General features: G+C 40.9%; 21 protein-coding genes and 1 pseudogene. 8 read left to right on the top strand and 14 right to left on the bottom strand.

The features are described from left to right. Positions 1-121 precede the first annotated feature (121 nt). A complete protein-coding gene (locus SIO70_RS15880) occupies positions 122-709 on the bottom strand; it encodes a sigma-70 family RNA polymerase sigma factor (protein ID WP_320581833.1) in 588 nt (195 codons plus the stop codon). Between the two features lie 142 nt (positions 710-851). Here SIO70_RS15880 and SIO70_RS15875 point away from each other — a divergent pair, with 142 nt between their 5' ends. Next, positions 852-1,019 (top strand): hypothetical protein, encoded by a 168-nt coding sequence (locus SIO70_RS15875; RefSeq protein WP_320581832.1) that lies wholly within the window; start codon positions 852-854, stop codon positions 1,017-1,019. Between the two features lie 6 nt (positions 1,020-1,025). Here SIO70_RS15875 and SIO70_RS15870 read toward each other — a convergent pair whose 3' ends face one another. Further along, on the bottom strand, positions 1,026-1,547 hold the full coding sequence (locus SIO70_RS15870) for an exonuclease (RefSeq protein WP_320581831.1): 522 nt from the start codon (positions 1,545-1,547) through the stop codon (positions 1,026-1,028). A 98-nt stretch (positions 1,548-1,645) separates the two neighbouring features. On the opposite strand from SIO70_RS15870, the gene SIO70_RS15865 reads away from it, so the two are divergent. Then, positions 1,646-6,241, top strand: a complete 4,596-nt coding sequence (locus tag SIO70_RS15865; RefSeq protein WP_320581830.1) for an alpha-L-arabinofuranosidase C-terminal domain-containing protein — start codon at positions 1,646-1,648, stop codon at positions 6,239-6,241. Positions 6,242-6,401: 160 nt separating this feature from the next. Here the strand turns inward: SIO70_RS15865 and SIO70_RS15860 are convergent, their stop codons facing one another. Beyond that, a complete protein-coding gene (locus SIO70_RS15860; RefSeq protein ID WP_320581829.1) occupies positions 6,402-6,572 on the bottom strand; it encodes a hypothetical protein in 171 nt (56 codons plus the stop codon). 114 nt (positions 6,573-6,686) lie between these two features. Here SIO70_RS15860 and SIO70_RS15855 point away from each other — a divergent pair, with 114 nt between their 5' ends. Further along, positions 6,687-7,409: a protein phosphatase 2C domain-containing protein gene (locus tag SIO70_RS15855; protein ID WP_320581828.1), complete on the top strand. Its 723-nt coding sequence runs from the start codon at positions 6,687-6,689 to the stop codon at positions 7,407-7,409. Between the two features lie 50 nt (positions 7,410-7,459). On the opposite strand, the gene dusB is transcribed toward SIO70_RS15855, so the two are convergent. Beyond that, entirely contained in the window at positions 7,460-8,497 is a 1,038-nt protein-coding gene (gene dusB / locus SIO70_RS15850; RefSeq protein ID WP_320581827.1) for a tRNA dihydrouridine synthase DusB, read from the bottom strand. A gap of 196 nt (positions 8,498-8,693) precedes the next feature. Between dusB and SIO70_RS15845 the strand changes: the two genes are divergently transcribed. Further along, complete coding sequence (locus SIO70_RS15845; protein ID WP_320581826.1) at positions 8,694-9,233, top strand: hypothetical protein; 540 nt, start codon at positions 8,694-8,696, stop codon at positions 9,231-9,233. Between the two features lie 64 nt (positions 9,234-9,297). Here the strand turns inward: SIO70_RS15845 and SIO70_RS15840 are convergent, their stop codons facing one another. After that, the gene (locus SIO70_RS15840; protein ID WP_320581825.1) at positions 9,298-10,269 is read right to left on the bottom strand and encodes a family 43 glycosylhydrolase; all 972 of its coding nucleotides are present in this window, start codon (positions 10,267-10,269) and stop codon (positions 9,298-9,300) included. 635 nt (positions 10,270-10,904) lie between these two features. Between SIO70_RS15840 and SIO70_RS15835 the strand changes: the two genes are divergently transcribed. Both SIO70_RS15835 and SIO70_RS15830 read left to right on the top strand, forming a co-directional pair. Beyond that, complete coding sequence (locus SIO70_RS15835) at positions 10,905-14,159, top strand: SusC/RagA family TonB-linked outer membrane protein (protein WP_320581824.1); 3,255 nt, start codon at positions 10,905-10,907, stop codon at positions 14,157-14,159. A 16-nt stretch (positions 14,160-14,175) separates the two neighbouring features. After that, positions 14,176-15,591, top strand: a complete 1,416-nt coding sequence (locus SIO70_RS15830) for a SusD/RagB family nutrient-binding outer membrane lipoprotein (protein ID WP_320581823.1) — start codon at positions 14,176-14,178, stop codon at positions 15,589-15,591. Between the two features lie 109 nt (positions 15,592-15,700). On the opposite strand, the gene SIO70_RS15825 is transcribed toward SIO70_RS15830, so the two are convergent. The 6 genes from SIO70_RS15825 to SIO70_RS15800 all read right to left on the bottom strand — a co-directional run bounded on the left by SIO70_RS15825 (position 15,701) and on the right by SIO70_RS15800 (position 20,461). Continuing rightward, positions 15,701-16,285 carry a YdeI/OmpD-associated family protein gene (locus SIO70_RS15825; RefSeq protein WP_320581822.1) on the bottom strand — a complete coding sequence of 195 codons (585 nt, stop codon included), beginning with the start codon at positions 16,283-16,285 and terminating at the stop codon, positions 15,701-15,703. Between the two features lie 156 nt (positions 16,286-16,441). Beyond that, the gene (locus tag SIO70_RS15820) at positions 16,442-16,894 is read right to left on the bottom strand and encodes a hypothetical protein (protein WP_320581821.1); all 453 of its coding nucleotides are present in this window, start codon (positions 16,892-16,894) and stop codon (positions 16,442-16,444) included. A 437-nt stretch (positions 16,895-17,331) separates the two neighbouring features. After that, on the bottom strand, positions 17,332-17,703 hold the full coding sequence (locus SIO70_RS15815) for a DUF5071 domain-containing protein (RefSeq protein ID WP_320581820.1): 372 nt from the start codon (positions 17,701-17,703) through the stop codon (positions 17,332-17,334). A 449-nt stretch (positions 17,704-18,152) separates the two neighbouring features. Then, positions 18,153-18,884 (bottom strand): hypothetical protein, encoded by a 732-nt coding sequence (locus tag SIO70_RS15810; protein ID WP_320581819.1) that lies wholly within the window; start codon positions 18,882-18,884, stop codon positions 18,153-18,155. A 297-nt stretch (positions 18,885-19,181) separates the two neighbouring features. After that, a complete protein-coding gene (locus tag SIO70_RS15805; protein ID WP_320581818.1) occupies positions 19,182-19,754 on the bottom strand; it encodes a Fic family protein in 573 nt (190 codons plus the stop codon). A 197-nt stretch (positions 19,755-19,951) separates the two neighbouring features. Continuing rightward, entirely contained in the window at positions 19,952-20,461 is a 510-nt protein-coding gene (locus SIO70_RS15800) for a hypothetical protein (protein ID WP_320581817.1), read from the bottom strand. A 581-nt stretch (positions 20,462-21,042) separates the two neighbouring features. On the opposite strand from SIO70_RS15800, the gene SIO70_RS33420 reads away from it, so the two are divergent. Continuing rightward, positions 21,043-21,309: a transposase gene (locus SIO70_RS33420; protein WP_414017928.1), complete on the top strand. Its 267-nt coding sequence runs from the start codon at positions 21,043-21,045 to the stop codon at positions 21,307-21,309. A gap of 286 nt (positions 21,310-21,595) precedes the next feature. Here SIO70_RS33420 and SIO70_RS15795 read toward each other — a convergent pair whose 3' ends face one another. The 3 genes from SIO70_RS15795 to SIO70_RS15785 all read right to left on the bottom strand — a co-directional run bounded on the left by SIO70_RS15795 (position 21,596) and on the right by SIO70_RS15785 (position 23,674). Beyond that, positions 21,596-22,243, bottom strand: a complete 648-nt coding sequence (locus SIO70_RS15795) for a hypothetical protein (protein WP_320581816.1) — start codon at positions 22,241-22,243, stop codon at positions 21,596-21,598. Beyond that, complete coding sequence (locus SIO70_RS15790) at positions 22,240-22,533, bottom strand: hypothetical protein (protein WP_320581815.1); 294 nt, start codon at positions 22,531-22,533, stop codon at positions 22,240-22,242. The genes SIO70_RS15795 and SIO70_RS15790 overlap by 4 nt, the downstream gene beginning before the upstream one ends. 712 nt (positions 22,534-23,245) lie before the next feature. Next, positions 23,246-23,674 (bottom strand): hypothetical protein, encoded by a 429-nt coding sequence (locus SIO70_RS15785; RefSeq protein WP_320581814.1) that lies wholly within the window; start codon positions 23,672-23,674, stop codon positions 23,246-23,248. A gap of 99 nt (positions 23,675-23,773) precedes the next feature. Between SIO70_RS15785 and SIO70_RS15780 the strand changes: the two are divergent. Further along, a pseudogene (locus SIO70_RS15780) lies at positions 23,774-23,919 on the top strand (ISNCY family transposase); the annotation flags it as partial. Positions 23,920-24,021 lie beyond the last annotated feature (102 nt).

The raw sequence follows: 24,021 nt of genomic DNA, 5'->3' as shown, positions 1-24,021 counted from the left end.
GCAAATTAGTGAGTTCTTTATTTATCATGATCACAACTCATTCTAATCTCTGAAAGCTTGCGCTTAGTAAGAGGGAAGAAGTGGTTTGAATACCTGAGGAATTTGAAAATTGATTTCTCGGCTACAATAATTCAGTGAGTTGTTTATTTCTCGTGATGGTATCACGCATTTCATCAAGTGCTCTATAGATGAGGGTTCTGGCGTATTTCACTTCTTTCATAGACATGATTTCAGCAATACTTTCGTAACCGATATTTTCGAAGAAATACAAATAAATAGCTTCACGCTGACGGTTGCTTAGCCCATTAATAACGTGCTGAACCACCTGCTTGCGATTATGCAATTCCTGTTGTTGAATGATGGGATGATCGGCGGAGAGATCTAGGTAAAAGCCGTAGCTTTCATCGTTGCCCAAATCCTCGGTGGACCTGGCTTTCTGCTGGCTGATAACACGCAGCAGTTTACGACGTACAGCAATCATAAGATAGCTCTTTAAATGCTGTACATTATTACGCCGGGAACGGCTGGTAAATAGCTCAATAAAAAAATCCTGTAATACATCTTTGATCAGGCCCTTGTCGTCGGTAAACCTGTTACAGTATTTGAATAGTATAGGGAACCAATAAGCCCACACACTGTCGAATGCCCGCTTATCCCCCTTGCAAAACTGCTCCCAAAGTTGTATTTCATCGTTTTGTCCCACTGCCATACGACTTGAGTAGGTGCAAAGCTATTCTATAATGAGATGGGAGTATATTAACTTTTTGTTAACCGAGGGTAATCCGTATTTTTACGTTCAAACCCAACCATTTAACCTGGATGCCATCATTAAAGAATAATTGTTTATGTCTATGCCTGCTATTGTCCAGAAGACAGGTAAAATCTATGGCCAACCCGCTGATACGGTAACGCGGCAAACACTGAAAGCTGATTATATCACCAGATTAAAAGGTACGAATGTACAGAAGTCGGTATTTTACACTACCAGTGGTGGGTTCAGTTGCGGGAATTTAGCGTGAAGGCCATTACCACCTGATTTTCAGTCCTAATTCCTTCTTCATTGTCAGCAGTGCTTCTGCATTTCCTTTTGCATCTTCTACCGGATGATGTGTATGCTTTGTTACCCGCAGGTGTTTAAAGTTCTTAAACATATCCTTTTCCATTCCTTTGAAAAGGCTTCCTAAATTCTGCGAACTATGACCAAATGGATTAGTCCCAATAAAATGATGAAAATACCATGCGATGAACATACTATCAAAACCATTATTATCACTGATCAGGATAGGACGATCCTTTCCACAAACCGTTTCAATCCAGGTTTTAAATTCCGCCATCACAATTTTGGGTTCTTTAAAAGTCATTGTTTCTTCCCTGCTAAAACCAGATACAGCGAGTGCTTCAGGAATATACTTTTCAGAGATAGGAGCTAGCTGACCATAAAAGGTCTGATCTAATTTTTCGTTTACGAGCACGGCACCAAATGAAATCATGGAAAAATCTCCGGGTATAGGGCCATCGCTCTCGATGTCTACCATAATGTAAGGCATGGGGTTATAATTTAATTTACTAAAATCTGCGCAAGATACGGCAAAATGTGTAAACTGACAAAAGGTATGAGGAGGTATATTGCAATATGACCAGATATTTGAAGCATCTTCTTAACAGGCAGGCTTACTTAAATTGCAATATCCAACGATATCTGACACCTGTTCTGATCATCCTTTTCCCACTTATTTCTTCTGTTGCTTTTGCACAGCATCCCGGAGCAGTGGTATTGTCTGCTGCAAAATTTAAAACCGGTGATACTGCTGTATGGGCTTCTTCGTCGTTTGATGATCGTTCATGGGGGACTATTGTCCCAGGTAAGGTTTGGCAGGAACAAGGCTATCCTGATTACCATGGATATGCGTGGTACCGGTTTCATGTTCGGTTACACAAGAGCGGGCATTGGAAAGACAGCTTACGGATATTTCTTGCGCATGTGAATGATGTGGATGCTACGTATTTGAATGGTGTATTAATTGGTAAAACAGGCACTACGCCGGAGGATAAAGGTGGGTATGTAAGTAAATGGCCGAATGTGCGGTCGTATCACTTAGCGGCTGATCATCCGGCTATCAAATGGGATAAGGAGAATGTGATAGCGGTGCGGGTGTATGATGGCGGTGGCACAGGAGGAATATTTATGGGACAGCCGTTTGTAGATATGTTGGAGAAGGTGGATGGGATCAATGTAAGTTTGGGTAAGATAAAGAATAACTATGGCCTGCGAATAGAAGGGACATTTAGTTATTCAGTTTTAGATGAGGGCCGGGAGATCAAACATGCTGCTATTCCAACAAGTCTTGCTCCCCTCGAAGAAAAAACCTTCCCAGTTGATGCACCTCAGAAAGATGGCATTGTATTTAAATACACATTCAAAGAATCGGGCACAAATCTAACCACGCAAGGACAGATAAAAGTCCCTTACATGCAAACACCGCCGCCAGGTGCATTCCCGAGAATTAATAATGCGTTAGTATTAGGTGCACGTCCGGGTCATCCTATATTATTCCGTATCGCAGCTACAGGCGCCACACCTTTAACTTATAAAGTAACAGGATTACCCTCCGGTCTTTCGCAGGAAGGCGCCATCATAAAAGGATCCATTGCTGGTGTTGGCCACTACCCTATTCAAATACAGGTATCCAATTCCCATGGCACTACTTCAAAAACCATCCTGGTAAAAGTCGATTCTCTTTTACAACTCACACCTCCCATGGGCTGGAATAGCTGGAACTGCTGGGGCCTGAGCGTAAGCGAAGACAAAGTAAAAAGCGCTGCACAGGCATTGATTGACAAAGGCCTCGCAGATCATGGCTGGTCTTATATCAACATTGACGATGGCTGGCAGGCAGCAACACGTAATACAGATGGGAGTCTATCACCCAATGAAAAGTTTGGAGATATGAAAGGACTCGGTGACTGGCTACACAATCAAGGCTTGAAATTCGGTATCTACTCCTCCCCCGGCCCACTGACCTGTGGTGGTTATCTGGGTTCATATCAACATGAATTAGCCGATGCAAATGCCTATGATGCATGGGGAGTCGATTATTTAAAATATGACTGGTGTAGTTATGTACAAACAGATACGTCGCAGGCAGCTTATATCTATCCGTTCAAAATCATGCAACAGGCATTGGCGTCGCAAAACAGGGATATTGTGTACAATCTCTGCCAATACGGAATGAAACGTGTATGGGAATGGGGACCTTCAGTAGGTGCACAAAGCTGGCGTACGACAGAAGATATCGATGATACATGGGAGAGCTTATATAATATCGGGTTTAGCCAGGGACCACTGGCATCGTATGCAGGACCAGGTAAATGGAATGATCCGGATATGATGATCGTAGGTCAGGTAGGTTGGGGAGAAAGCCTACATCCATCCAGACTAACACCTGATGAGCAATATACCCATGTAAGTTTGTGGAGTTTGTTATCCGCACCGTTGTTGATTGGTTGTGATATTCGCAAACTGGATAGCTTTACGTTGAATTTATTGACGAATGATGAAGTGATTGCCATAGATCAGGATACATTAGGGAAGCAGGCGATACGGGTGAAAGTTAATATATGGGTGAAGGAATTATCTGATGGTAGCAAAGCAATTGGAATATTTAATTTGGATACCGTATATCGTGATATCACCTTATCATTTAAAGATGTAGGACTGCCATCAAAAGTATTATTACATAATGTATGGAGACAGCGTGATGAAAGATTTTGCACAGATAGCTTTCATACTAGAATACCACCGCATGGGGTAAAATTGCTAAAAGCCATTCCTGTTATACAAAGTACAATTGAGATTAAAAGTGTACGCTCTAAAGATACGATCCCGTCTACCTTACATGGCATCTTTTTTGAGGAAATCAGTCATGCAGGAGAAGGGGGATTATATGCAGAAATGATTCAGAACAGGGGATTTGAAGAGAGTCGGATACCAGCGGGGACTAAACTGGTAAATGGCATGTTGGAAGCGCCGCCTACAGCATGGAAAATGGAATGGCCGTATAAGAATGACTGGCCGGCGTGGTCTGTGAAAAGGGATAGTCATGACGACAAGTTAGTATCCGGGACTGATTCAAAATTAATTTCACCCAATGTTTCCCTGACTGTAGATCACCCTTTATCAGCTGCTACACCACACTCATTAAAACTACAAGGCCCTGCCACCTTAATCAATGAAGGCTTTTGGGGTATCGCTGTAAAAGCTGGTGAAAGCTATCAACTATCATTCTATTTAAGAGGGTATAAAGGTACTGTCACAGCGGGTATATCATCCCACGATCATATTATCGCTTCACATCAATTTGATATTGCTGCTAATGATGACTGGCAAAAATACGAATGTGTACTTGTGCCTGACAGCACTGTTGACAAAGCAAAATTTGTTTTAAACTTTGGCTCGAAAGGCACCGCATATGTAGATTTCGTGTCGCTATTCCCTATCAACACCTTTCACAACAGACCTAATGGTTTACGCAATGATATTGCTACCCTCATCGACAGTCTGCATCCATCCTTTGTAAGATGGCCGGGGGGCTGCTTCGTAGAAGGCATCACCATCGAAAGTGCGCCTAACTGGAAAAACACCATCGGTAAATTAGAAAATCGCCCTGGTACATTTAGTCCCTGGGGATATTGGAGCAGTGATGGATTTGGTTACCATGAATACCTGCAATTCTGTGAAGATATCCATGCAGATGCATTGTTTGTGTTCAACGCAGGTACATCCTGCGAATACCGTAGCGGCACATCAGTACCAGATTCATTATTACAACCCTACATCCAGGATGCACTGGATGCAATAGAATATGCCACCGGCCCGGTTACTTCCAAATGGGGAGCATTAAGGGCTTCCAACGGGCACCCCGCTCCTTTTCCATTGAAATATGTAGAAGTGGGCAATGAACAACATGGCCCTGTTTATGCAAAGCGATATAATCGTTTTTATGATGCCATACATGCAAAGTATCCAAACATTACCATTTTAGCCAGCATGGGCATTGGTGATGTAAACAGGCATACCTTAGACAGTATGCAACATGTACAACGGGTAGATGAACATGCTTACAAAGATGCTTATTGGAGTATGCGGAATTTCGATCACTTTGATAAATACAAACGTGGTGACTGGGATATGTACGTAGGCGAATACGCTACTAATGCAGGCGTAGGCACAGGTAATATGCAGGCAGCGATAAGTGATGCGATTTATGTACTCAGCATGGAGAAGAATGCAGACCTGGTAAAAATGTCATCCTACGCTCCGTTATTAGTAAATGAAAACGATGTAGACTGGCCGGTAAACCTGATCCATTTTGATGCAGCGAATAGTTATGCGCGTATTTCTTATTATGCTATTAAATTACTCGCAGATAATAAAGCGGATTTCAATTTACCTACCTCAGTTACTGTTGCTGCTGATAATGACGCCCCACTTTATTCAGGAGGTATTGGTGCAGGCACCTGGGATACAGAAGCTGAATTCAAAGATATCAAAGTAAATGGTCAGGCATTTGAGCTTTCAGAATGGTCATTCCCAAGAGGCACCTGGAAAGTTACTGATTCTTCTATTGCGCAAACTGCGGAAGGTGCTCAGCAACTGGCAGTATTAAAAAACCACGCTTTCGATAGTTACACATTAACACTGAAGGCACGCAAAACAGGTGGGGTCAATGCGTTCATGATCCCGTTTGCAGTATTGGATAGTAATACTTATTTACGGGCACATATTGGTTCCTGGTGGAATAGTCATTGTGTATTTGAAAGTGTTACGAATGGGTATGATGTGGCTGGTATTTCAGATCAAAAGAAAATGACTCCTTTGGAAACCGGGCGTTGGTATGATGTAAAATTGGACGTGGGCAAGGATACGGTGAAGTGCTTTTTAAATGATACATTGATTATGCAATATATCCCGCCGCAGAAATTCTATAGTATAGCGGGGAAGGCGAAGAATGGGGATGTTATTGTAAAAGCGGTAAATGGGTATGCTTCATCAGTAATGGCGGATATTAAACTGGAAACAGCGGGGAAGCATGTTTTATTAATTAGTTCCTTATCGGCTCCTGCGAATGCGGAGAATAGTATGGAAGCGCCGTTGGAATATGTACCGGAGACGGTGGTGGGAGATTCTTTGCGAGTGGTATTAAAGCCGAATTCGGTGAATGTAATCAGGATATTACATTAGTCAAGACTGGTACTATCCTGTGCTTATAAGAAATCTTCCGCCATAATTATATGGAATCAAAATAATTAAAGCCTCGCCGAACAGCGGGGCTTTAATTATAATATATTATCCACCTTAATACTGGCAAGCGTAAATACTTTCGCCTGCGACCTTAGCAACACTATTTAACCTTTAGTAACTCCACCGGCACAGGATTGTTCTTCATGAACTCCTTTGCCTTCTCAAACTGTTTAATAAAAAACGGGCACTTCTGTGGATCGGCAAGAGCTATCTCCTTTTGAGGGGATAAAGATTCGTCCGCTTTTATATAAGAAGATTTCTCTGTATTCATAGTATTACAAATGTAGGATTACTAATAATCTGTTCCTTATTCATTTTCATTCATTATGGTGAGGAACCTGTTGGAATTGGGTTAATAAAATTTGTATCTTTGTGCCATATACCTATGCATATTGACTCCACTCTTCAAATAGGCGCTTATCATTTACAACACTGCGAAGATTATTTATTCCATGATCATATCGGTACCGACAGATTGCTATGTGCAGTCATGGATGGATGCACGATGGGTACGGATAGTTATTTCATTTCTACTTTAGTAGGGAAATTGCTACGTAAGATTGTAAAAGAACGACATTATCTTGAGTTTTTTCAGCCATCACAATTGTCTTTGCGTTTACAATTAAAAAGTATTGTACAGCAATTATTTAATGAGCTGAAATTATTGAAGAATCAATTGCAATTGTCGAAAGAGGAAATGTTGACAACACTTATTATTGTCCTGGTGGACCCGGATGATGGAGTAGGTTTGGTGGTTGGCGATGGAGTGGTGAGTATAGATGGTCAGGTAACTGAATTTGAGCAGGATAATAAGCCGGATTATTTAGGTTATCATTTGCAGGAAGATTTTGATGGCTGGTATGGTAAGCAGGCGTTTTTATCAATTACTAACTGGCAGGATATCAGCATCTCCACAGATGGTATCAGTTCTTTTATGGCATTAGAAGGCGGAGAGACGGATCTGGATCCCGTTTCTTATTTATTATCTGATACCAGGTTGTTGGAGAAGAAATTGAAATACCTCGAACATGAGGCAGGATTGAGACCTACGGATGATCTGGCAATCATTAGAGTGCGCAATTCTCGTGATAGTCTACCAGCTGAATAGGTTTGGATAAAATCAGATCCGACTAACTCCTTGAAATGGTCCAGCCATCATCAAAGTGCGCAATTCTCATGATAATTTACCAGCTGAATAGGTTTGTTTTCAAATTCAAATCCCTTATAAGCAACCAGTATTTCATCCAATACCAGCTCTATTTCTTCGTGAATAATGGATGATACCAACCGCTTGCGCAACTCCTGAAAATCCGGCAACCCTTTCAAATAAGTAGCCATGTGTTTCCGCATGGCAAATACCCCCATTTGCGGCCCTCTCCATTCGATGGATTTACGTAACTGAAGCTTACAGGCGGCGATTCTTTCTGCGAGATCCGGACCGGGTAGTAATTCGCCCGTGTTAATATAGTGCTTTACCTCTCTGAAAATCCATGGATACCCGATGGCCGCACGGCCAATCATTATCCCATCAATTCCATAGCGATTTTTATATTCCAATGCTTTCTGCGGACTATCAATATCCCCGTTTCCAAAGATCGGGATCCTGATCCGTGGGTTATTTTTCACCTTGCCAATCAGTTCCCAGTTGGCCTCCCCTTTATACAACTGACACCGAGTCCTGCCATGAATGGCGAGGGCTTTCACCCCTACATCCTGCAGGCGTTCCGCCACTTCCTCAATATTTTTTGAATCTTCATCCCATCCAAGGCGGGTCTTTACCGTTACCGGCAGATGGGTGGCTTTTACACAAGCTTCCGTGAGGCGCACCATAAGGTCGATATTTTTTAATACCCCTGATCCTGCTCCCCTGTTCACAATCCCCTTGATCGGACAGCCAAAGTTGATATCCAGCAGGTCTGGCTGGGTCATATCGACGATTTTAGCCGCCATAGCGAGCTTGTCCTCATCCCCCCCAAAGATCTGTACGCCAACCGGTCTTTCCTCTCCAAATATGGCCAGCCGACGACGGCATTTCTCGGTATCCTTTACCAGCCCTTCGCTGGAAATGAATTCCGTGTACATCAGGTCGGCACCATTCTCTTTACACACCACGCGAAATGGCGGGTCGCTCACGTCTTCCATAGGCGCAAGAAGCAAAGGGAAATCGGGCAGCACTATTTGATCGATCTTAACCATAGGGTGCAAAGGTACAAAATACGTCGTGACTATAATACCAAAACGACATCATAAGGTCATTACAAGTACATCTATATATCGATTCGATATTGAGGTGAACATTTAGTGATGTATTAGTACTCATTTGGTATTATAGTCTCACTATAGATCCAGCCTATGTATTAATATTGTTCTTATAATCCCAAAATTGTTTGTTATGGCACTTGTAAAAGACAACATACTCCTCCAACTCGTGCGAGGCACGCTCGGCGATCAAATCACGATTTACGAAAGGAACGGGCAGATAATCATGGCGAAGAAACGAGGCCCGTCAAAGAAAAAGCCAACGAAAAAACAGCTGGAAGCAAGGTATAAGATGACAATTGCGGCGGCTTATGCCAAGGTAATCCTGCAGGATCCGGCGCTAAAGGCTTATTATCAATCGCTTGCAGGACCTGGCCAGAATGCTTATAATATGGCTGTGAAGGATGCTTTCCGGTCTCCGGAGATTCAGAATATCCGCCTGGAAGAGATGGATGTGGTGGTGACGGCGAAGGATGAATTCAGGGTGGCGGAAGTGGAGGTACGGGTACTCGATGCTGCAGGCAGCATATCAGAAGGAGGCAAGGCGGTATTGGGCCGGAATGGCGTGGATTGGTATTATAAAACGACGGGGTTACCGCCTGGTGGTAAGGTGGTAGTAGTAGCAGTGGATCTGCCGGGAAATGGTACGGTCAGGGAGCTGTTGCTTGAATAATGCGGGTGAATGCGGACGATGGTGATCACCACTACAATAAGAGAAGACTATTTTATTAGCCATCTCATTTCGACACCGTAGATCCATCTATCCTTTTCCACGCCCCCGTCTTCACATCTATCGTCCAGGGCTGAGGCTCCGGCAGGAATAGCTTTCCATCACCTATCTGCAATGGCATCCAAAGGTAAGCGGAATTCCATTGTTCTTTAGGCTTCCAGATATCTCCCATAAATATCACCGTGGTATCTACTTTCAATAACATCGTAGATTGTGAGCCGTACGTTTTCTTTTCTGGTGGTGCGATGTCTTTAAACTCCGTCCACGGACCTTCCAGGGTCGGTGCAGTAGCGTATTTATTGGGATTAGGGTCCCAGCCTGTGAGCCGTGAACCAATGGAATAATACAGTCCTTTATAATGTACAATCGCCCCACCTTCCATTGGTGCTTTCACCAGGCTCATATCCTTCTCCACATCCATGTAATCATCCGACAACTTCGCAATGTGAAAGCCATTCGGCCTGTCTTCAAACACTATATACGCCGTACCATCATCATCGATGAACTGCCCGATATCACGACTTTCGAAACCCAGCGGGCGAAAGCTCTTTACGTAAGTATAATTGCCATCGGGTTTATTGCTCACCGCAATTCCCACACGGGCGAATTTATAACTACGATCATCGAGGTGAAAGTACATGACGTACTTTTTAGATTTCTTATTGTAATATACTTTCGGTCTTTCCAATACCCAATGATGTCCGAGGTGCTCAGGATCAGACAATTTTAACACATCCCCTTTGGAAGTCCAGTGCATCAGGTCTTTACTTGCATAACAACTCACATAACGATGCCCGGTATCCAGTCCCTGCCGCCTTTCTTCGCCATACCAATAGTAAGTATCTTTGATCCTGATAATACCACCACCATGTGCCTGAATATGATTGCCATTGTTATCCGGCCATGGAGCAGCAGGGTGGATCTGTGCATGCAATGATGTTGTCAGCGTGAGGAGGATACAGGTAAATAAATGTCTCATGGATTATAATTGTCAGTAAGACAAATATACCACAAATAAAATTCACACCATAGTGCTTCACCCAATATAAAAAATTTCACAAGGTAAAAAACACCGCACTATCTATAAAAAACCAGGATAACCACCCATCCACCAATTCCCCTGTGGCACTGGTTTTCATCACCTGAAGAGATAAAGAAAATGATACTACATGATGCCCATAGTTTGTAAAACAGATTGCCCGTATTTTAGCTGAATCTTCTTAAAATTTGATAAATATAAACAAGGAAGCTTTGCTTTTATTATTTTTATATAAGCAAAAGACGCACTAATTTTTTTATCCAACTATAGTACCTGAACTATTGAACTTATCATTTGATTAAAACGTAAATGTCAACCAAACCGGCGAAATGATGATCCTGTTATTTTGTTATTCAATCACATGTGAATGATGTCTTGGCTATACCCATGCTGACCGGGTATAAGCAAATTTGTATTTAAAAGATTGCAAAACAACTATTGAAAGTGACGCGGCAACGCGCCTTATTGTGATGCTTATTAGCTACCGCGATTCCCACTCTGAATCGCGGAGAGGAACTTATTGCCAACACCTACTCAGGTTCTTTTTTTAAACCAAAATCTAAATTCAGACAATTATGAAAGGAAAATTACCCGCGCTCCTTTTGATCTTTCTATTGAAGATCAGTCTCCTCGTGGCCCAGGACACCAGAAAAATTACCGGAAAGGTCGTCGGTATTGATGATGAACCTATACCGGGAGTTACCGTCGGTGTAGTCGGAACATCCTTTGGTACCGTCACCGGTCCGGATGGCACATTCTCCATCAGTGTGCCTTCTAAAGCTAAAACACTGGTATTACGCAGTGTTGGTTTTAAAACGGAAAATATCCAGATCACAGCAACTGCACAACTCAATGTTGTGATGAAGCCCGCTGCCAGCGATTTGTCAGAGATCCTTGTATCGGGAGCTTATGGCACACAACAATCTAAACGGTCTACTTCCTACAATGCACAGGTAGTAACCGGTGAACAGATTAATACTATCCGGCAAAGCGATTTTAGCAATGCACTAGCCGGTAAAGTAGCTGGGTTGCAGGTCAGGAGCCAGTCTGCCGCCAAACTGGGATCTAATGCTTCTATCCGGTTAAGAGGTGTTACCGGCTTTTCAACCGGTTCAGACAATTCACCCATTTACATTGTGGATGGTACAATTATTTCAAACATCAATAGTATCAACCAGGATGAGATACAGGATGTGAGCATTCTGCAAGGCCCTGCAGCCGGTGCATTGTACGGTTCAAGAGGTGCGAATGGTGCGGTAGTGATCACTATGAAAAAAGGCGCTAAAGGTAATGGAGTGGGTGTACAGGTGAATATGGGGATCCAGGTAGACAATGTTATGAACTTGCCGCGTTATCAGAATGAATATGCCGGTGGATCTTCTGATACACTTATTCAATACCATTATACAACAGGGCAACCGGAAGCATGGCAGGCGCTGGATGGCAAGTATTATCATGACTATGCAGATGATGCCAGCTGGGGTCCGAAGATGAGCGGGCAGGAATATATTCCCTGGTATGCATGGTATGGTGGCACTAAATACTCCTACAAGACAGCCGCCCTTACACCACAGCCGAACAATGCAAAGAACTTTTTTAACAAAGGGATTACTGCCAATAACAGTGTATCATTTTCGAACAACAGTGATAAGCTGAACTTTAAACTGGCTTATCAAAACCAGTACATCAAAGGTATGGTACCTACGCAATATCAAAAGCGCAACAACCTGAATGCGACTGGTACCTATGCCATTAATAACCACTTTTCGGTAGCTGCAAATATTACCTATGATAATACTTTTCTTTTTGGCGAAGTGAGTGATGGTTATGCCAATGCAACGACGGGAAGTTTTAACCAGTGGTTTCACAGGGACCTGGATATTGGTATTATGAAGGAACTGCAAAACCTGAAAACTGATAACGGGGTATATGCCAGCTGGAACCACCTGAATCCAACATCTTACAGTGCTTCAGATCCGGATAATTTCTATTCAGGCAACTACTGGTATAACCCTTATACCTATCTGAAAAATGTCAACTATAATAAAAATACTGATCGCATTTTTGGGAATGCTTCCTTTACTTATGAAGTAAATAAGGACCTGAAATTCACAGCTACCTACCGCAAACAACAAGAGATACTTTGGATAGAAAATATGCGTAGCTCAGACCTGGCTATGAGTGGTGGACAGACGGGAGAGGTCGGTTATTATTATACCTATAGCGAAAATAATAACAGGCGCAATATCGAATTGCAGGGTAGTTACAATAAAAAGATCCATGATTTCTCTATCAATGCGATGGCGGGTGCTGACTTTTACAAGTACCTCATTAAAACAAACTATGCTGCTACGAATGGAGGATTATCCATTTATAATCTATACACGATCAGCAACTCTGTCAACACGGCATCATCCGGCAATGGCAGATCAGAAGAAAAATACCGTGCTTTTTTCGGCAACCTGAACCTGGGGTATAAGAACTTCCTGTTTTTGAATGCGACTGCCAGAAACGACTATTTCAGTACACTACCTGCTGATGATAATAGTGTATTCTCTAAATCAATCGGGGGCTCATTTGTATTTTCTGAATTTACTAAAAGCGCGTTGCCATTCCTTAACTATGGTAAGGTAAGAGCCTCCTGGGGTGAAGTACCCAAAGCATTAGGCACTACCAGTGAAACATTTGGTGCTTACAGGTATCCGGGATCACTATATGGTATTCTGAATAACAAATGGAATGGTAACCTGCTCATGTATACGAACGCAGCATTGGTAGATTCAAAGATTCACGGGGCTGCTTCGCAATCATTTGAAGTGGGCATGGATCTGGGTTTCCTCAAAGACAGGATCACCGTTGCCGCTACTTATTTCAAAACAAAGGATAAGGACTTTCCTTATACAGTGACCATCAATGGCGCCAGCGGATATGTATCTATGTTGACGAATATAGGCGCTGTTGAACGTAGCGGGATGGAATTTAGTTTGAATGTGATACCCGTGTCTACAAAGAATTTAAAATGGTACCTGACATCTAACTGGTCTCCACTTATTAAGAACGATGTGGTGGAAATCAGTAAGGAATACAATATTAATCAAACGGCGAGTCAGGGTACGATATGGAGTACCAGTTTCCCTTCACTGTACCATGTGGCGGGTAAGCGCTGGGGACAACTGATTGGCGGTGGTAAAGCGTATGATGCCAAAGGCCGCCCGTTGGTAAATGCCAGTGGAACGTCATTTGTAAATAATTCTACCTACAATTATGGAAGTGTTTTGCCTACACATACAGGGGGTGTACAGAACTCATTTACGATCATGAAAAACTTTACGCTCAGTTTTAATATAGACTGGCAATTGGGTGGCAAATTCGTTTCCTTATCTGAAGTGTGGGGTACGTTCAGTGGTTTGACGGCAAGAACTGCCGGGCTGAATGACAGGGGAAAGGCTAAAAGAGATGCGGTGGAAGATGGCGGAGGCATGCATCTGAAAGGGTATACAGCTGATGGAACCGAAGTAGATACTTATGTAGATACACATACCTACTATCAGAACATGTTCAATAATAAAATCTTTAATGAATTTGTATACGACCTGACGTTTGTGAAGCTGCGTGAAATTTCTGTTGGTTATAATGTACCCTTGAAAAAGCTGGGACTAGACAAAGTATTTAACAGCGCCAATGTATCGCTGGTGGCACGTAACTTATGGTTGCTGTATAGCAAGACAGGTGGTGACTTTGATCCTTCAGAGATTGCCAATGTGTATGGGGAAACAGCTAACCTGCCTGGCAGCAGAAGTTATGGAATGAATGTGACACTGAACTTTTAATTCAAAATCGACAACAATGACAAAGTATATATATTGTTTTTTGATAGCCGGTTTGTTTTCCTGTAGTAAAGTAAAAGACTTCGGAGATACGAACGAAAACCCAACGGCGGTGAATACAGGAGATGCGGGAGGTTTTCTGACCTATACGCTGGCATATACTGCATCGACTAATACTACTCCGGGGATTTATGTGCAGTATGCCATGGAGTCACAATACCCGGGTACTTGTTATTATTCAGACAACTCTTCTTCTTTCACCGGGTATTATTCTGCTTACCTGAATTATTTGCAGCAGATTATCCGAATGGGGTATGCTGGCAAAACGACTAATAATATGGTGCAGGTCGCTAAGATCATGCAACAGTATTATTATTTGAATATTACGAATTACTGGGGGGATGTACCGTATAGTGAAGCATTGCAGGGGGATGCGAATACTAAGCCGGCTTACGATAAGCAGGAGGATATTTATAGCGGTATTATCAGTACGATCAGAGGTGCGGTAGATTCTATTGATGCATCGACCATTGATGGGGACATTGCATTTGATGGTGATCCTGATGCATGGAAGCGGGTCGGTAATTCTATTATTATGCTGGCAACGATACAATTATCGAAGCGCTACCCGGAAGCAAGTGGGGTGGCCGCGACAGCTTTTAATACAGCGCTTGGCAATGCAGGTGGGTATATATCTGCAAATGATGAGAATTTCAGAATTGTTTATCCGGGAGATGCTTATCAGAATATTTGGTACCAGGCATATTATTCCCGTTCAGATTATGGGGAGAGTGAAACGATGACAGACCTGATGGCATCGTTAGGAGATACGCGTCAGCATGCTTTTGGTGGTGCGACGACGACTGCGGGGGATACGACATCGTCTGCTTTGGGATTGCCTTATGGTGTAACGAGGACGGAGATTGTGAACTGGACGGCGGCGCATACGGGTTATGCGAGGATATTACGGGGAGATCTGCGATTGCAGACAAGTCCGATAGTATTGATATCAGCGGCATACATCACGCTGGTTCGGGCAGAAGCAGCGAATCTGGGTTGGACGACAGAGAGTGCGGGGGCTTTATATGCTGCGGGGATACAGTTGTCTTTTGATGATTGGGGGGAGGATATGCCGGGTGAGTATTTATTGCAGGAAGGAGTTGCATGGGGCACTGATAATGTGAAAAAGATAGCGATACAGCAGTTTATAGCGGTGTATCCGAATGGTTTGTATGCGTGGAATATATGGCGGAAGACGGGGTACCCGGTGTTGACACCTTCGGTCAATGCATCGAATGAGAGTGGGGAGATACCGAGGCGGATTAAGTATGCGACATCAGAGGCGACGACGAATCCGGATAATCTGGCAATTGCGGTGGAGCGGTTGGATGGCGGGAATACGGATGTAGCGAGGATGTGGTGGGATAAAGAATAACGCAGTACGATTTAGATAAAATGACGAAAATGGAATCAGTCCTGCCAGTCGTGGCGGGACTTTTTTTGGGGTTATTCAGGGTCACCACTTGCCAAAGTAGCATTCGTGTTTATTTATATTTATCGTGCAGACCGATACCTTGTGCTATGAGTGTGGCTACTTTTTCTAATCTTGCCTGTTTGGTTTTTTCTTGTTTTGCGGTGGCGATGTGTTCTGCGAAATCCCGTTGATTGGTTTTATTTAGTTTTTCAAATTTCTCCTTTAGTGTGGGGTTTGTGTTTAACAGGTCTTGCAGTTCTTTTGGAATAATCAGCGGCTTGTTTTTATCAGCAGTTATTTTGATGCCTTTGGCTTCATTGGTCACTGCTTCGGCTACGTAATCTTTGATCAGTTTTTCATCAATTTCTTTTACGGAGGCGAAGCGCATGGAGCGCATGGCTTTGGTACCTTCCTGGGCGTTGATCAATACATTTGCTTTGTCTGCTAATAAGGCTCCCTGGAAAAACCAGAGTCCGCAGTAGGATTTGAAGTCGCTGATGCCTACGATGTTTTTGCCATTGGAAGTGTAGGTAGGTTTGCCCCATTTGAAGGTTTCTTCCAGGCCGGTTTTGAGTAGGATCCTGCGTAGGGTGAGCAGTTCATCTTTCCATTGGGAGAGGTGTGCGAAGAATTCATCAGGGGTGTTGATGGACATGACAAGATATTTATGTAAATATAAAAATATTTTTGTGTTGATATTTATAGTACCTACAGGAAGCCAATCTTTTCTGAGCTGGCCAAATTTGCGTAGCATAACTACCATATAACTAATGCGACTAATAGTATTATTAAAATTTTCCTCAAACTACCATTAGGTTTCAAACCTAGATCTTAGTTTTGCAAATTCGATAAATTCAATTGAATTGGTAGGTGGTGGGGTTTCTACCGTCATACAGGTGATGGTAGTGTTGAGGAAGGACTTTATGTCATAATGAATTCTAAGATTCTCTCTCAGATCATGATAATTGCCAATTGCAGAGATACCCAATACCATTTTAGCATCATCCGTGTAAGATAAAATAGCGTGGGTAATGAGGGAATTTACATCCAGATTTGTTAAATAAATAATTTCCTTTTCATTTGGATAATGTTCGTAGAATTTTAGAACGATTTCAATATCTTTTCCATCGATATTGTTTATTGAGGGGATGAAATAATCGGCGCTTGTAGGTTCCCTTTCCGGCAGGTACCTGTCCAGAAATTGGGTAACGAATAGAGCGTCGCGTCTATCTACTAAAAAATATTGATCTATTAATTCGGGCATTAGAATAAAATCAGATCTAAATTACATAGAACTTTATTGAGGAAAAAACCTATTTGTTTTCCATTGAGGGCTTGAGAAATTCCGTGAGGCAATGCATATCGATGGTATCCAGATTGGTGAACATAGTTGGATAATGGGGTGAGTTAATTGAATCCTGTAACTGCGGGGACGTATATGGGTGTACTACGTAGATAAACTCAATGGCTTTTGTATGGAAACTATTGGAGTTATCCTGATATATGTTCATACTTTTTTTGGAAAGTACTTACAGACTCTTGCTCAGCAGTGGATGTATTTGTACTGCTGGCAGGAAGTGATAAACAAAAAGCTGCTAAATCCGGCTATAGAGTTGGGTCATATACAAAACAAATGGTACACTGTTAGCGTACCATTTTTATATATTTCATTCTGAAAATCAATTTATTTTCTCAGCATCCCTAATTTAATATCTTCTCGGCGATCCACTTCAGATCTGCATCTTCTTCTCTCTGCGTCGGGTTATCCCTCATTCTCCTGATCACCATTTCCAGTTCCTCATCCAGTTTAATAGGCGCCTGTTTTATCAAGCCGGCCATAATACTAAACTTCCATTCATCATCATTGGTCGAAAAGACCTGCAATATTTCATCTTTGATCTCATTCACATGTGGCGCCAGATATTCTCCAATTGGTCTTGATACATGCCAGCGAAGATCCTGCACCCATTCCAGTAGTCTTGTTACGTCCATGCGGACAACTTCAAATGGTAACTCTTCCAAAATGCTAACGGCCTGAAGGTCATCTTTTGCCTTAGGAATATAACTTTTCATGATTGGGTTATTTTTTATTCCAATGTCTTTTACTGGTTATAGTATAAGAGCGTCGACAACGAGAATGCTTAGAAAGCGATTCCGATCAGAAGGAGGGTGTACTTTCCTCCTTCTGTGAATTTTTCTTCGGCAATAGGTTTAGTATGACAAATACTATTGTAACCCGGTAAAAGAAACATCACAAAAATAACAAGGATATTAGTGGGGGAAAAAGTACTTAGTAATGGTATGGTATGATTCTCGTCATGAAAATATTCAAAATTTTGATAATCAGGAATCAGATGTCAATAAGGCCCCATTATTGTGGTACTCCCTCGGGTAAAAATGACCTTTAATAATTAAAAATGCTGTGAGGATAAGATTACGGACTTACCTGGCATCGGATTGAAAGGAAAACAGTCATATCATATCTATACGATTTTGTACTTAAGGTACACATATGTGTGTGTTTAGTTACTCCATTTACTATTATCATAGTCAATGCTATACCGCGTCCCTCCAGGAGCAATCCCTTTCAGGAGAAGATACTTCCCTTCTACCCGCTCGATTTTATTACCTACTACTTTCAGGATCCCTAAGGTATCCATTCCGTGGTCGTTTTCAAATATATTCAGCAGGCAGAGTGCGTTATCACCTGTATATTCACCAAAGGCATTCGGTGATGTACATTTTGTATATCCCAGGCAAAAAGGGATAATATTTTCTTTATTGGTAATGTCAAAAAGATACAACAGCTCACAGTATTCAGTATGATTTCCGTAGAATGAGTTGCCTAAAAGGGTTACGACGTAGCGCTTATCATTTTTGCAGGTAAGGGAGTAAAAACTGACAGATTCAATGAAGATCGGATTTGATGAAGAGGTCAATTCCCTGCCATAGTAAAGGCTATCCGGATTAAACCTGAAGGCACCTATTCCTATGTACTTGCGCTGCCCCTCCTCATCGTAGGGACGAAGGACTATAGGTATATCATACTTATATGTCAGGACTGGTCCGCCTGGTTGGTTATGAAAATTGTTTGCCGTATCTACTTTAATTGTATCTACTTTAATTGAACCATGAGAGAAGATCTTATTATTGATATCATAGGTAATGAAGAGCGTATCCTCATTCTGATTGTGAATCTTATTGCGCTCACAGGCAACAAAAGGAATGAGTAAAATGATTAATAATTCTTTCATGTACTAATTTGTATAGATCATTCATAATGCACTATAATCTTTGTTTCTATAGACTATTTTTCATGTAAAGTAACCCTTTCTTGAATAAATCAATATAATGCTCTATCGGCTCAGCCGTACCTACCCCCAAACCTTTCCGCTTACTCTATCAACAATATAAGCAGTATTACCAATTATCAGATCGGAATAATCACGTGATTCATAAAACTTTTTTGAGTTATAAGAAAAGGGGATTGCGGTGTTTCCTCTTTATTATTTGATCAGGTTATTCATCATAGAAGTCGCTTATAGGCATTACTACAAATTTCCCCACACTGCTTTCCATTCTTTGAACTGCGAAGGCCGGATCCAATAACGGGCAAAATTCCCGTCATGCAGCGATAGTAATTCTGTATCGACAGTTTCTACAAACTTTTCCCGATCTCCTTGCAGAAGTCTGGCCGCTCTTTCATTAATTAAAATTCGTGCTTTTTCAGGCGGCAGTGCGTTCACAACTATATCACTCACCAGGCCACGGATATCATCACGATATTTAAGTCTGAATGTATCGGGTTCACCTAAAGACTGGCGTAAAGCCGCATAACGAAGCGCAGAACGTTCATAGGCCCACATAAATACATCCTTTAACAGCTCCACCCGATTCAGTTCATACACTCCCAGCGTGCCCTGTATATAAAGCTCATTGGGTACATCCACAAACGCCAGTGGAGATAAATTATGTTTATTCAATGGTAAGTTAGCAGTAAGACGCGAAACGCGTTTATTTACATCGTCAAAAGGTTGGAGATAAGGTAAGTGTACCATGATGAAGAATGCCTGTTCAAAAGGATTCTCAATTGCATCTGCCTTTTTAAGAATCGCTTCTAACATCTCTTCAATTTGCTGTGGAATACCCAGCGGAGTAAAAACAGAATGCCCAATAGCTACACTATTTTTCTACTTTAGCCTTCGGATATATTCAAATCATAGAACTACTATGCGTCTTGATTCTAAATACAGAGCCACAATGCCAGACATATTTCTGAACCGATGTTTGTCGGCCATGGATACGTTCTTGTGACCATGACCTATAAATGCCACTCAAAAATTTGTATCTTATTTCCTGTAACCCTTCTTAATATTTCTATTGCCTTCAAAACATCCTTTTTAAAAATTTGTGTCATTAATATTTTTTCGGTTCCATCTTTAAGTTTAAATCGAATAGTATTCGTTACTGTGTACCTTACAAACAAGCTACCAATCATCTCTATCAATATGAAATTAGCGCCATCTCTTTTAAGATCCATTTCAATAGATTCTATATCACTAAACAATATTGAAGTCCTATGGGAAAACAGATCAACAGGATGTTTAAAAGTATGTTCACTACTATCTCTATTGACCCTTATTTGAGAATAACTATTATTATAAAAAGCAATTAAAAAAACTAAGAGAACTATAGTTATTAGAACCGGATTCGCACTAAAATCTTTGCCGACATAAATAGTTGCCCATAATATTATAGTGTAGTTTAAAAAGGTTTTTAATTTATCTAAAGATGATTCAATGAAAAAAAGTGGTTCTCTATTTTCTGACATTTATTGTAGTTTTTGTGTTATCTGTTTTAGCGTTCTGATTATTATTCATTTGACTCGTCAAATTTAATGATTGAGCCTTAAGATCGTTACCATTAACAAAAAGAAAATTAAACTATTTATCACATCTGTTTTAAGTTGGCTCGTTGCTAAGTTTACCATCGCATCATTATGTCCTGAAACAGAAGCATCGCCAGTAGGTACGGCATTAAGCACATATCCAAGTAACCCAGCTATCTTTGGCAAGCCAGCTTTAAGGCTAACTCCCAAAACTGCAATTCTATTACCGTTCCTGTGTATTCCAGCACAATTTTCACATCGAAATGTGGATCATATTAAAGCTACCAATTCGCAATTCGCGCTCTTTTAACTTCTTGACTTCTTTCAATGGATACAAATAGATCATATCATTAGAACAATAATAACCGTTTATTTCTAGAACTGATTTCATAAATACAATTAAGATTTTTTTGAGATCTTTATGGCATGTCAAACCGCGAAAACATAACTGATGATCAATGATCTTTAATAAGTCCGCTTACACCAGTTTCACAGATACGCGAAGATGGTAAGGACATCCACGTATACACAGTTGTCTGGAGGTTATCAATGGTATCCTATGGATACCTAGAACCAGAGCCTCATGGATTGATCTACCAGAACGTTTTCAATCTTCGTCTACCTGCTTCAGGCGTTTCAGCCACTGGAGTAAGACTGGCGTATTTCGAAAGATCCTCGAAACGCTGGCACAGGATCTTGAATCTCGAGGAGGAATCAACTTATCAGAATGTTTTGAGATGGCACCTTTGCAGGTAAACATTCGATCTGGAGTGTCTTCCCAAAGTGTTTAATAGATGCTACATTTGCATCCAGCGACACCCAATTTTCCTATCTGAAACAGTAGCGAGAACATTACCCAAGTGGTTCGTTAACTCAAAGAACTTCTTACTTCTTCTAAATGTGATATTTTTCACATACCTACCCCAATGATACTAGTTGTCGGTGATGGTATTGCATCTTGTACATTAGATACCAATGTTGGCATCCCTAGGCTGCTTGAACTATTCCATTATTAAAAGAAAGAAAAAGGGGAAGGCATTCATTTTATTTATGAGACGCCTTCTTGTTAATTTTTAATCATTTAATTCCTTGAATTACCTGACTAAATGGTATTTCACCCGTCGTTTCAATTCCTTTTTGGGAAATGACATGGGAAGTAGTATCAAGTTCTAAAAGTAAGTTATACCAATAATCACCTCCCATACTTGACACTAGATTCATTTTTATTAAAAGAAAAGTTCGGTCTGATTTTTTAAAAATCCCAAGACTAGTAGGTAACATTAAATCTCTATCGGTTATCTTCGAGGCCAACTTAACATTAGACCCATTTACTATCAATATTTCCTTATCATCCTCATTTTTAAATAGGTTCAAAAAATTAATTGGCTTTCTTGTAGAATCAACTACATCAATTTCACTTTTAATGTATAAACTACAAAAGTTGCCATGAATTGAATCTTCAAAATACAGCACCTCACTTGTATCATTTAAAGGATATACGGCAGGGTACAATTTTTTTTCGGTGTATGACTTATCATACGTACCACTTTTTGTAGTATCTGGCATTTCTACATCAGTATTAGCACCCTTAGAATTGCTATTAACATCCGTAGTATCAACTATAATGCTATCTTTTGAATTCATGTCTGAACTTTGTCTATTGCCAGAACAAGAAATAATGCCAATAAAACATCCCAATAAACTGATAATAAAGCGTATCCTCATAATTTACCTGTTGGACTAATTGATAATGAATAGTTTGTCGACTTATAAAATAATGTAAAGCCAAGATAGTATTCCTGGGCAGAAGTAATAACCGGATTATAACTGCTCATACTTGAAGTATCGAGTGACATTCCTATTTTCCTGTCCGAACCTTTAGCAAGAACGTTACCCAAGTGGTTAGTTAACTCAAAGAATTTCTTTCCTCTTGTAAATGTAATATTTTCTCTATAACCTAACCCAATGATACTGTTTGTAGGTAATGGTTTTGCATCCTGTAAATTAGTTGCCATCCCTAAACGGCTTGAACCATAGGGATTAGCTTGTATCTAAGTGAATTGCCATTATTAAATGATGTATCACGATAAGTATAGGTAATCAGTATATTTCCCGTAGCGCCACGTAAATAGAAATTTTGAACTGAAGCTTTCGTTTGCTGATCACTGAATTACTGATCCAATTTCCAGATGTATCATAGGCATAGACGATAGAAGTGGTGTCATGCTTATATTTTGGGCCTATTTTACCATATACATTCTACTTAATACGATCGCCCCGGCACGGATATCAGGAACCATTACCAATATTGGGGTACTTATAAATGCCTTTACCTCTTAAGTTTACGCAGTTCCTTTACGTGGTACTTCAGTTCAGGAAACTTTTTCACCAAGGTTAAGATCAGAAAGAGGGTTTAATAAAACGGTTCCACATCTATTACATTTACACATTTCAAAGTCAGGAAGCTCCTCCCTCCAAACATTTTCACATATTGGACATTCTAATTCAAACTCTTCTTTTAAAAATGCTATAGCTTATCCGGGAACACCAGATTAGTGCTCTCTAAGCCTTTATCAATAAACGGTTACATTGTCTTATGCGCCTGACTCCATAAATACTGGCAACTGCATTTCGTTTTCCAGTAAATACCGGCAATTGCTACCCCATTTCTTGAATACCCAGTTTTTGATTCCGCCCTGGTATATGCATAATCATTAGGAATTTGTACTATAAATACACTGGCAATGTTATTTTTACAGGTACTAACCTATCTCTACACCTTCCGGATTTCCATTTAGGCATTTTACATACCACCTTTAACAACTCCTTTTCTGCCAATGTTAAGTCACTTTGCTTTTTGCCTTTAATTCGGGCAGCAATTATCGAACCTTGTTTATTGACTACAAATTGAATTTGGAAAGAACCCTGAAAATCATCTTGATTGGGGTAATGAAAATTCTTTGCTATAAATTTCATTAATTCAGGGGAACCTCCAGGATATTCGGGCTCTTTATCTACATAGGTATAAACAATCATCTTTGCTAAACTATCGTACTCGTGTGGGCAAGCTATCGCTCTTTGCTTTTCATGGCTATTATCGAACATATTATCCGATATAAATAACGGTAATAAGAAAATAATGCATAATTCTTTCATATAGACTATTCATTTTTTGTTTGGTACAGCCTCTCCAGGCGAATTATACCAATAATTATCTTAATATTTTCCAGCTTGCTTCAGATTTTCTTCCATCAAAGTGAGTTTGGACGTCAGGTTATGCCCAGTATAGAACAGATTGTGCGTGCAGCGATTTATAATGAGATGAAAGGCTTGGATTACCGGGAATTGGGAATATGCACAAAGCGATTCACGTATTTGCGAGCAGTTTGTAAAGCTTGATTACCAACAAGGATTCCTTATTTGTTTCCATACTTTTTGCCGGATTGCAATGTTTATTCTCTATGATTTGCTCGGGTTATTCATCATAGAAGTCGCTTATAGGC

The organism is Chitinophaga sancti (genome assembly GCF_034087045.1).
Taxonomy (GTDB): domain Bacteria; phylum Bacteroidota; class Bacteroidia; order Chitinophagales; family Chitinophagaceae; genus Chitinophaga; species Chitinophaga sancti_B.
This window is presented reverse-complemented; position numbering and strand designations above follow the sequence as displayed.